At 48.9% G+C, this 10,597-nt stretch carries 9 protein-coding genes; 1 reads left to right on the forward strand and 8 read right to left on the reverse strand.

Going from position 1 to position 10,597, the window contains the following annotated elements; translation table 11 throughout:
• Positions 1–69: 69 nt before the first annotated feature.
• From NQS30_RS16220 to lrpC, 7 genes are all read right to left on the reverse strand, one after another.
• Positions 70–2,175 (reverse strand): cellulose biosynthesis cyclic di-GMP-binding regulatory protein BcsB, encoded by a 2,106-nt coding sequence (locus NQS30_RS16220; protein ID WP_069007215.1) that lies wholly within the window; start codon positions 2,173–2,175, stop codon positions 70–72.
• Positions 2,176–2,180: 5 nt separating this feature from the next.
• Complete coding sequence (locus NQS30_RS16225; protein WP_015239174.1) at positions 2,181–3,443, reverse strand: glycosyltransferase family 2 protein; 1,263 nt, start codon at positions 3,441–3,443, stop codon at positions 2,181–2,183.
• The gene (locus NQS30_RS16230; RefSeq protein WP_069007216.1) at positions 3,436–5,163 is read right to left on the reverse strand and encodes a DUF2334 domain-containing protein; all 1,728 of its coding nucleotides are present in this window, start codon (positions 5,161–5,163) and stop codon (positions 3,436–3,438) included. The genes NQS30_RS16225 and NQS30_RS16230 overlap by 8 nt, the downstream gene beginning before the upstream one ends.
• On the reverse strand, positions 5,153–6,001 hold the full coding sequence (locus NQS30_RS16235) for a diguanylate cyclase domain-containing protein (RefSeq protein ID WP_012116834.1): 849 nt from the start codon (positions 5,999–6,001) through the stop codon (positions 5,153–5,155). Before NQS30_RS16235 ends, NQS30_RS16230 begins: the two co-directional genes overlap by 11 nt.
• Positions 5,982–7,067: a lipoprotein YdaJ gene (locus NQS30_RS16240; protein WP_072588801.1), complete on the reverse strand. Its 1,086-nt coding sequence runs from the start codon at positions 7,065–7,067 to the stop codon at positions 5,982–5,984. The genes NQS30_RS16235 and NQS30_RS16240 overlap by 20 nt, the downstream gene beginning before the upstream one ends.
• A 233-nt stretch (positions 7,068–7,300) precedes the next feature.
• Positions 7,301–9,487 carry a DNA topoisomerase III gene (locus tag NQS30_RS16245; protein WP_012116832.1) on the reverse strand — a complete coding sequence of 729 codons (2,187 nt, stop codon included), beginning with the start codon at positions 9,485–9,487 and terminating at the stop codon, positions 7,301–7,303.
• Between the two features lie 63 nt (positions 9,488–9,550).
• A complete protein-coding gene (gene lrpC / locus NQS30_RS16250; protein ID WP_007410180.1) occupies positions 9,551–9,985 on the reverse strand; it encodes a transcriptional regulator LrpC in 435 nt (144 codons plus the stop codon).
• Between the two features lie 175 nt (positions 9,986–10,160).
• Here lrpC and NQS30_RS16255 point away from each other — a divergent pair, with 175 nt between their 5' ends.
• Positions 10,161–10,451, forward strand: coding sequence for a DUF3817 domain-containing protein (locus NQS30_RS16255; RefSeq protein WP_003156265.1), 291 nt, complete (start codon positions 10,161–10,163; stop codon positions 10,449–10,451).
• A gap of 55 nt (positions 10,452–10,506) precedes the next feature.
• Here NQS30_RS16255 and NQS30_RS16260 read toward each other — a convergent pair.
• Positions 10,507–10,597: IS3 family transposase (locus tag NQS30_RS16260; RefSeq protein WP_350322308.1), on the reverse strand; the 91-nt coding region annotated here is incomplete at its 5' end.

The following is a 10,597-nucleotide window of genomic DNA, read 5'->3' on the forward strand; positions in this document are numbered from 1 at the left end:
AAAATCACCGCCAAAAATGGAAATAAAAATACAAAAAAAGAGGCCTGTTAACGGCCTCTTTTTCCTTCATTACTCTTCGCTTTTTTCATGATCCGTTTTTCTTTTTTTCCTTCTTGCCGTCAGCCAGATCAGACCGGCTGCAATGATCATAAGCGCCGCGAAAACAGCAATATACGTAACGTTCAGTGCTGCGGACCGGCTCTTCGTATCAGCCGCCGGACTGCTGTCATCGGACTTGATTTGCTGATGATTCGAAAACAGCTGCCGGCCGGCTGTTTCGTTAATGACGGTTGCGGCATCGCTTGTGCTGTCTAAAAAGCTGATCAGCTCTTTTGTGACAGACGCGCCGCTTCCTGATAACGGAGCAAAAACAGCGATGCTCCGGCCGGCGTCCCAAGGTGATTCCTGGGTAAACGCGACTTGTTTCGTCGTCTCATTCAGCATCTGAAACGAAGAAACATCGTAAGCTCCGCTGCGGTCTGACGGCACGAGAAGCTTAGAGGCGTTTGATTTCAAAAGCGGAATTTGCGGCAGGCCTCCGATAAACACAACATTCCGGCCTTTGGCATCCGCTTCCTTCATGTCTGATGCCGTCTTTACGGTAAAGCCGTTTCCGAATGAATCCGCCACCAGAGAAAGTTCTTTCAGTGTCTGTATGTTTACGCCATCCGGGATGACGATCACTGTTTTCTCTTTCCCGCCGCCCGCAAACGGGAGCGGCCATTGCCCGAAATCAGCTTTCTGCGCCGCATCGCTTACCGGATACGTCAGCGTGCTGCTTTTATCAATATAGACCCATTTGTTTTCGTCACGGTCGATACACGGATTGTTATGTTTCAAACCTGATGTGACAAATTGCAGGTCAATGTACCTGCTGCTTCGCAAAAGCTTCGGATCAATCGGGATTGAGACGTGGTAAAAGCCGTCTTTATCTTTATTACCGAGATCATCAAGACGCACCGCATTCGGCTGTCCGTTGACCATGACGTTCAGCTCCGCTCTCTCGGCGTCATTTGCTGAATCCGCCTTCGTCCGGATCGATTCCGACGTTTTTAATGTAAGTGAAAGCTTGACCTTACCGTCTTTATCAACAGCGGCCGCCGCAGGGTAAAAGAAGTGCTCTGACGCCGTTTTGTTTGATCCGACCGTTACATTTCCCGCGCCGAAGTCCTCTAGTGTCAGTTTATTGCCTGTCTTTTCCGCAGCAGGCTGAAGGCGGCCGATTGTCAAAGTATCTCCGCCCAGCTGGCTTGAATAAGCGCTGTCTGTGATGACGCGGATTTTATCCGCCAGCGTTTTGTCTGAGTGCGCCGTGACAAACAGGACGGGCTGCCGTTTGTCCCCTGATGTCAGAACCCGTTCAGCGAGAAGAAGTTTGTTGTCCTCCGCTTTGATGTTCCCGCGTTCGAAAAGCTCTTTTATTTTCCCGTTCCAATGCTGATCAGCGCCGATGACAATTGACGGATTGCTGATTTTGCCGGCGTCGGATTCTTTTACATAGGATACCTTAAGCCTGCTGTCTGCCGTTTTCAGAAATGCTTCTGTTTTGACTGCGGCTTCAGCTTCCGCCGAGGTCGGTTTGTCAGGAAGGATAATATCGGTTTCTTCACCCGTATTGCCTGATTGGGCAAACGGATACGGGAAATGGCCGAGATCCGCTCCCTTTGACTTGCTTGCTTCTGAAAGCACAAGGCGGCTGTCCGGGTAAATTTTTATCCAGTTGCCTGACGTATCCTGCCTGACGCAGACGCCCTCTTTTAATACGCCGTAAAATCGTAATGATACATTGTGATAGCCTTGGGCGGATTGGCTTTTGCTGAGGTTGAGCTTCACCGTTTTCCGCTTGGAACTGCCGTCAAGCTTTATGGATTTGATGGGTTCATCATCAATGGCGATGGTTAAAGAAGACGGGGCAATTAATAAGTTTGACGCCTCGTAATCAATCAGAAGCGACTGATCGGCATTCGAAGCTCCCGCAGGAATCTGATAGGTCAGCTCTGCGCTGTCTTTCGCCCCGTACAGTGTCATCAGATCGCCAGTCAGCGCCTGCTGCTCTTTTGCGCCGGCGCTTGTTCCGAGGGCGGAACCGTCCGTTTTCAGTTCCCGGGCCGCGGCCGCCTGCCCGTTATACATCAATAGCAAAAGGCCAGTTATCAATATGATCGCTTTTTTCAAAAAGGTCACCCGCTTTTATTTTGATTGTATCGCTCCGTTTTGTACCACTTGACTTCCTGCTTGAACAAGCGGTGCTTGATCTCTGTGAATAATGACCAGATGACGAGCACGATCCAAGCCTGGGAGTATGTAAAGTACATCAGAAATACGATAAAGAAGTTTTGTTTGTTCATTTCTGTTTTTTCAATGCTTAAAGTAATCATGACCTCAGTCATAAACAGGAAAAAGGCCAGTATCCACAAAATCATCGCCAAAAACCCGACAGCCAGATGCAGGTCGTAAAAAAGATTGATGATAAAAATCGTGTTTGACATGATCACACCGAAGAAAAACAAAAAATACGTAAAAAAGAAATAAAACAGATCGAAGATGATCCGCTTGCGTTTCAGCTTGAAAAATTGGGATAAAAACTTGAGAACAACGTATTGGTTGCCGCGCGCCCATCTTGTCCGCTGACGCCACCACACCTTCCATGTCTCAGGCTCCTGCTCCCATGTCACAGCCGCCGGGAAAAAGCGGATATGATAGCCGAGATTATAGACGCGGATGGTCAGCTCGGTATCCTCCGCCAGCGCCTTATCATCCCAGCCGCCGAGCTGTTCGATAATGCTCCGCCTGATCGCGAAGTTCGTCCCCGGGATGGTGGCGATTTTGAACCATTTCCATCTGCCGCCCTGCGCCATCCACTGAAAGCAGATGGTTTCAATATTGATAAACTTCGTCAGGATCGTTTTGGCCGCGTTGATGACACGGAATTTCCCGACAACCGCTCCCGCTTTCTCATCATTCATCAGACCGAGAACCAGGTAGTACACCGCCATTTTTTCCGGCGTGTTGTCCGCATCATACACGCAGATCACGTCTCCGTTCGATTCCGCGAACCCTGAGTTCAGCGCCGAAGATTTTCCTTTTCCGGCGTTCGGGGGCTTTGTGATGACCATTTTAATGAAGTCATACTGACGGGAAAATTCATTGACGATGTCTCCCGTCCGGTCGGAGGAATTATCATTAACGACGATGATCTCAAGCCTGTCTTTCGGATAATACAGGTTCACCATCGCCTTCAGCGTCTGCCTGATGACGACCTCCTCATTATGCGCGGGAATGAGCACGCTGACCTTCGGGAGCTCCCCCATCTTTGCGCGCCATTTCGGAATGTTCCGTTCGTAGGTCATATAATGCCTGAATCCGCCCTGCATCAGAAACATGTGATAGAGAAGCATCACCCATATTAAACTTAATGAGATAAAAAACAGAATGTTACTCAAGGCTTCTTCTCTCCTTAAAGATTCGTTTTTTTAATGTGGCGCGCAAATAAAGAACGTAGCAGGCGAACATGATGATAAACAATAACACCACGCCGGAGAGAATCCAAAGCGCTTTTTCCAGAGGCGTCTGCTGATGGTGATTGAAAAAGGCCGTTATCGGATGAATCTTGTTTTCCACATGAATGGTTCCGTCTCCGTCCGTTTTGATTCTGACGCTGTCCGACGTTACCGTTTGCTTCGTTTTCTTCAGATCGAGCCACTCGCCGCCGGGAATCCGCTCCATCTGATTGACGAGCTCGGGGAGGTACTTCATGCCGAGATACGGATGGTAGAAACCGCCCGCCACTCCGCCGCCGAAATCAATCATCTGCGAAATATGATTCTCCATATCTCCGAGCGGATTTTCCTTTGAGTTATCGGCATAACCGATTGTTTCCGGGTACAGCGTCATCCCGTCCAGCATAGCCGGCTTTGAGACGAACGGAGGGGCGCCCGAGGTTTTCCACGTCGTGCCGCTGAGCTGTACTTGTCCGAAAATGCTGGAGAAATAAGAAGATGCGATTTTGTAGCCTTCTTCAGACATCGTATAGTGCGGCGCTTCGAATGACAGCGGGTAAAGGCCGAGCTCTGTCAGATCGTCAATCGCCTGCTCCAGCTTCGTTCTCGTGTAGATGTTTTCTTTTTCACGGAAAGGCTTCACATACGCCCGGTACGCTTTTTCATTCGGAAAATCCTGTTCCTTTTCAAGCTTGACCGGAGTATCATCCGCATTTTCTGACGTAATCGGCTGATCCGCTTTGGCATCCCAAAATTCAAAGCCTTCTCCCGTTTCGCTGTATCGGTATGCGTGCGTGTAGCCGTGAATAATGATGCTGCCGCCCATTTGCTGAAGTTTTTTCAGGACGCTGACCATTTTCGGCTTGTCCGCCAAGTATACTTTTTCTCCGTTTTCCGGATTGAGATAGACCGGAATGACCGCCAGAATAAACGGAATGTGTCTTTTATGCAGGTAAGCGCCCGCTTCGTAAAGCAATGTTTCATCTGACATCGGACTGATGTCTTCAAGCCGTAAATAAAGGAGGGTGCCGCCCGCTGATTCTCCGAATGCGTTGCGCAGCGCTTTCGCCGTCAGAAACGAATCATTTAACAGGCTCGTCACACCGAAATAATAGTCAGAGCGCGCCGTTTTCCACATAAAAGGGCGGGTGCTGCCGTCACCGGACCGGTATGTATAAAGGGACTTTCCTTTTACTCCCGATACGCCGAGCACGGACATCCCTTTTTCAAGCGGCATGTCTGTTTTTTCTTCTTTGCCGTAAATGCGGTATACCGTTTCTTTCTCTGTCAGGGACAAACCCGCAAATTGGCGGAACTGTCCGGCGTTATAGCCGATGCTGATAAGCTGCTGCGGCATGCTGCTGATCAGAGACACGAATGATGTGCTGAGCTTTTTTTTCGTGACGCCGTAATAGATGACCCGCTGATTCTTTTTGAGGTCCGCGGCTGTGATGTCTCCGTCGCTTTTCACGGTGACGGCGGATGAGAAATGGCCCGCGGTCAGATCAAGCATTTTGACCTCAGCGGTTTCTTTGCCGTCCGTGCTTGTATAAATAATGAGAATGCCGTCCTTTTTGTCTTTTGCTTCCGCCGTAAGGGGAACATAAACCGACGAAATCATGAAGAGCGCCGAGAGTAAGAGACGTATCCATTTAGAGTTCATTCATCATCATCTCGTTTTCCAGTTCATTTAAAAATTGCTCGGCCGTTTGTAAATCCTTTCGGTACGCCAAGTAACATACACGGAAGGTGATGGAGACGTATTTACCGTTTTGCAGCCGGTACGTATCCAATTCCTTTTTCAGCTTCGCCAGAACGGCCGGCATGTGTTCTTCTGGCGTATGGGTCAGCACGATGCCGAACCGTTCGGCGGACGGCCTGAATTTTTTGTCTGTTTCCCGAACGCTTGACCGGATTTGGCGGCTGATAAATGCCAGCAGGCGGTCGGTCTCTTTTTCTCCGTAGAGGGATTTGAATTCCTTGAAATAATGCATGTGCAGCAGCAAAAAGACGAAGGAATTGCCGTAGCGTTCCGCCCGCTTGATCTCCTCAGAAAGCTCCAGCTTCATCCGCAGATGGTTGTCAAAGCCGGTCACCCTGTCGACGGCGACAAAGCTCGTAATCTCTTCACGCAGCTGTTTCACTGAGCGCTCAAGCCCCTTCGCCAACTCGTGAATCCTTCCCGCTATGTAAGAAAAGAGCAGCAGCGCAATCCCCCAAATGACCAGCACCTGCAGACTTTCGGCAACGGCAGACGCCATAAAGCTCCCGGTCTGAAACCACAGGAGCAGGCTGCCGAGAACAAATAAGACGAGTAAGGTGATGACGAGCGCGTAGATTGCCCCGAACCATATGCCGGCTCCCGTGACAAGCAATGTGATGCAGGTTATCAAAAGCCCTGCGGATTGCTGAGACGCATAGTAAATAAAAAAAGACAGCAGCACCAGCATAACTGCTGTGTAGCTGCACAGTTTTTGTGATTCATTGAATGATATTTTCATTAAACAATTTCCTTTCAGCCAGAAGCGGCAGCAGGTTATCGAAAGAATGTGTATCGCCCCCGCTCATATAGCCGCCGTAATCAGGTTTCAGCGTGTCCAGTGTTTCAAATGAAGTCATTCTTTCATAAAGCGGCTTGATGACAGCCGGATCAGCTTTTTGTTCTGCTAAAAAAAGAACGGCCAGGGCGTAAACGGACGGTGATTCGTATTGAACCGCCGGCTCCTTCGTGTCTGCGCTGTATCGTCCGTACAGCTGTCCGCGCGTCTTAAATTCCTTTATCATCCATTTCGACAGCACAGCGGCTTTGCCATCGCCCCGCTTCAGATTCACGGCGGCGTACAGCTGGTCGATGACATTGACTTCGCTGTCATATTTGTATTCCTTAGTTTCGGTATTGAACGATTTCGGCAAAAAACCATTTTTCAGGGGCGCAAGATTGAGAACATCGAGGTTCCGGTTTTCCGTTTTCTCCTCGATAATCCCCTTTTCTCTGAGCATCTGTAAGGCGCCGGGATCGACATAGGACAACGTCACGGTCTTTGACGCGGCATTTGAAGCGGCATCATAATAATCCGTAAAATACCCGTCATTCGTATTGTATTTTTCCAGCGCCTTCCCGATCTGCACCGCTGTTTTCCCGTATTCACTGTTTCCCCATAGGGTTCCGGCCTCATTCAGACAGTTCATGATTCTGAAATCGTCAATTAAGGCATTGGTGCCGCTCGCTTTATTCCCGTCAATCTTCCACGACACGAGCTCATTTTTCGTCAGAAACGAATCGGTGAGAAGCTGATATTGCGCTTGAAACTGCCGTTCATCTTTCCTGTTCAGCAAAAATGCCATCCATAGTCCGAGAGACTCTGATAAATATTCCGGCTCACCGGTTATGTTCGTCCGGATCATCCCCCGCCCGTTCATCAATTTATGATAAATAAAATGCTCTGCGGGCTGAAGCGGCCCGGACGGTTCGGCCGCCGCCTGTTTTTCAGTGCCGGCCTCCGCGCACCCCGCCGTCAGAACGATCGAAATCAAAAGGATCATCAGACGAAAAACGAATTGCTTCACAGTCCATCCTCCTATTTTATAAATCCTTTTTTAGACCCGTATCTTATTTTTTCACAAAGTATTTTTACTATATAGGAAACGATAAAAGAATACTAGCATTTTTTCACATTGGGAAATTTTAAATGGGAGCGCCGTCTGCTCACCTTTTCCCTCTTCGTCTGGATCGTATTCCCATTACAGTTAAAAACACAACAAAAGGCAGCATTTCTTTACAAATGCTGCCTTTCTCTGATCTATTTATCCAGGCCGAGTTTTTTCAGCTGTTCTGCCAGCGCGTTGTTCATCGGCTCCTCTTTGTTTTGGCTTTTCATATAAGAGTTGATGTCCCGCTTGGATGCGCGTCCGGATTTATCTTTCGCCTTGCGCTTTTCAAAGACGGACAGTTTCTCCCGGTGGCCGCATACACATGCGAAGGTTTGGCCTTCGCCCTGGCCGCGAAGCTCCATTTTCTTATGACAGTTCGGACAGCGGGCGTTTGTTTTTCTTGCCAGCGTTTTCCGGCTGCCGCACTCACGATCCTGACATACGAGCATCGTGCCGCGTTTGCCGTTGACTTTAAGCATCATTTTGCCGCAATCAGGGCAGGCGGTGCCTGAAATGTTGTCATGTCTGAAAGTCTGGCTGCTGTTTTTTATTTCCTTCACCGTTTTGCCCGCATATGTTTTCATGTCTTTAATGAAGACGGCGGATTTCAGTTTGCCCGCTGCGATGGCGGAGAGCTTTTGCTCCCACTCAGCGGTTAATGCCGGTGATTTTAAATCTTCCGGGACGAGCTGTAAGAGCTGCTTCCCTTTTGACGTAATGAAAATATCTTTTTCTTTTTTCTCGATCAAGAAACTGTTGAACAGTTTTTCAATGATATCAGCGCGGGTGGCGACTGTTCCGAGTCCGCCGGTTTCACCCAATGTTTTCACAAGGTTCTTCTCTTCTCCCTGCATAAAGGCGCTTGGGTTCTCCATCGCGGATAACAGCGTGCCTTCATTAAAGCGCGCCGGCGGTTTCGTCTGTCCGCTCGTTTCTTTCAATGATGAGACAGTGAGGCGCTGACCCTGCTGAAGATCCGGGAGCGTCTGGTCTTTGTCTTCCTCATGATCGTCGTCATCCTCGTACATATCATACACGGCTTTCCAGCCAGGCGATTGAACCGTTTTCCCTTTTGCGGTAAATGTTTCGCCGCCGATATCGGCTGTGACCTTTGTTTCTTCGTATTCGAACGCCGGCATTAACACGGCGAGAAAACGTTTGGCAATCAGGTCGTAAAGCTTTCGTTCTTTGTCGCTGAGGCTTGAAAGGATCAGCGGCTCCTCTGTCGGAATAATGGCATGGTGATCCGATACTTTCGCATCATTGACGAATCCTTTATGCGCTTTGACGCCCCGCTTCAGTATTTGATTGACGTACTGCGCGTACGGCTTAACTTCCATGCCGTTTAAACGGTCTTTTAAAGTCGGCACGATGTCTGCGGAAAGGAATCTGGAATCCGTCCGCGGGTAAGTGACAAGCTTATGCTGTTCATACAGCTTTTGAAGCACGGACAGCGTCTCTTTTGCGGAGAAACCGAAGCGCTTATGAGCGTCCCGCTGCAATTCCGTCAAGTCGTAAAGACCGGGAGCGAAGCTTTTCTTCGCCGTTTTTTTCAATTCTGAAATGACTGCCGGCTTTCCTTGCAGGTCTTTTGCCAAACGGCCGGTCACCGTCTGATCGAATGTTCTTGTCTGCTTTGTTTTTTTATCCTGCCATGTCAGCGTCATCTGATCAGCCGCCGCGCGGAGACCGTAATAAGGAACGGGTTTGAACGCCTGAATATCCGCTTCACGCTTGGCGATCATCGCCAATGTCGGAGTCTGGACGCGTCCGCATGACAGCTGCGCGTTAAATTTTGTGGTCAGCGCGCGGGTCGCGTTGATGCCGACGATCCAATCCGCTTCCGCTCTGGCAACGGCGGAATGATACAGGTTTTCGTACTCTTTGCCGCTGCGGAGCTTTTGAAATCCTTCTTTAATCGCCTTATCCGTCACAGAGGAAATCCACAGCCGCTTAATCGGTTTGCGGACGTTTGCCTTTTCGATAATCCAGCGGGCCACAAGCTCCCCTTCCCGTCCTGCGTCTGTAGCGATTACGATCTGGGTGACGTCTTTCCGGACAAGCTGAGCTTTGACCGCATTGAACTGTTTTCCTGTTTTTTTAATGACGACGAGCTTCAAAGGCTCCGGAATAATCGGCAGATCCTCAAGCCGCCATGATTGAAATTCTTTGCCGTATCCTTCAGGGTCAGCGAGCGTTACCAGATGTCCGAGCGCCCATGTGACGATGTAGCGGTCGCCTTCAAGATATCCGTTTCCTTTTTTATGACACTTCAGCACGCGGGCCAAGTCCCGGCCGACTGAAGGTTTTTCAGCTAATACAACTGTTTTTGACATGCTTTTCACTTCTCTTTCTTTCACAATCATCCTGTTATTATAACAGACTTCCTCACGCTCTCTCTAATCGAGGACGTTTTTTGTGTCAATTTCTGAGAAAATGACATGGGTCACGGTTTGGGCATACGGAGAGGTGCGGTTAATGAAGTGTTCGATCGTTTCCAGGCTGTCCGCGTTCATCTTCAGCATATAACACGCCGCCCCGGCGACCCGAAAACAAAATTCAATGTTGGGAATGGATTGAATGTAGGTTTTAAATTGATCGTATTTTCCGTTTTTCACCGTCGCTTCGACAATGCAGGAAACAGGAAGCCCGATCTTTTTTTGATCAATGTCCAATGTATAGCGCTTAATGACGCCGAAGGATTCAAGCTGTCTGACACGCTCTGTGACGGACGGAGCTGACAATTTGATTTTTCTGCCCAGTTCCCGCATGGACAGGCGGCTGTCCCGCTGCAGCTCTTTAATGATGCTCAGATCAACATTATCTAGTTTCATGACTGTAGTCCTTCCTTACCCTTTTGGCTATATTATCAAGAGAAATCCGAAAAATGACAAGAACAACAGGCTGAATTAATAAAGGTTTTTTAGGAACTGACGCGAAATGGTCATATTAGGACTGCCCTTTGCTTATAGTATAGAGGAAAAAAGATGTCCGACAGGAGGGAGCTGTATGTTACACACGCCGATCGGCAGACTTCGCACGATGGGGTTTATTGAAGGAATGTCGCTTTTGGTGCTGCTGTTTATCGCGATGCCGCTGAAGTATTGGGCTCATCATCCGCTCGCCGTCACCATTGCCGGTTCCATTCACGGCGGTTTGTTTATCATTTATCTGGCGGTGCTGGCGTATGCGGCGTTTACTGTCAAATGGCATGTGAAATGGTCAGCCGCCGGTTTTATCGCGGCCTTTATTCCGTTCGGTAATTTTATTTATGATCGCGGCCTGAGAAATTATCAATAAAAAAGCTCCTCTTCTGGGACTGACCCCCGTTTTTGAGACAGGGATCAAAACACCTTTAAGCAGCCAGCTGTCGGTATGTGACCGGCGGCTGGTTGTTTAGTTTCGTTTGAATACGAATGTTGTTATAATAGTGTATATAGGTTTCA

Source organism: Bacillus sp. B1(2022) (assembly GCF_040259625.1).
Classification (GTDB): domain Bacteria; phylum Bacillota; class Bacilli; order Bacillales; family Bacillaceae; genus Bacillus; species Bacillus velezensis.

What these genes read in the sequence shown, in the direction of transcription:
- NQS30_RS16230 (WP_069007216.1), bottom strand. Translation starts at nt 5,163, where the DNA reads ATGAACTCTAAATGGATACGTCTCTTACTCTCGGCGCTCTTCATGATT.
- lrpC (WP_007410180.1), bottom strand. Translation starts at nt 9,985, where the DNA reads ATGAAACTAGATAATGTTGATCTGAGCATCATTAAAGAGCTGCAGCGG.
- NQS30_RS16255 (WP_003156265.1), top strand. Translation starts at nt 10,161, where the DNA reads ATGTTACACACGCCGATCGGCAGACTTCGCACGATGGGGTTTATTGAA.
- NQS30_RS16235 (WP_012116834.1), bottom strand. Translation starts at nt 6,001, where the DNA reads ATGAAAATATCATTCAATGAATCACAAAAACTGTGCAGCTACACAGCA.
- NQS30_RS16245 (WP_012116832.1), bottom strand. Translation starts at nt 9,487, where the DNA reads ATGTCAAAAACAGTTGTATTAGCTGAAAAACCTTCAGTCGGCCGGGAC.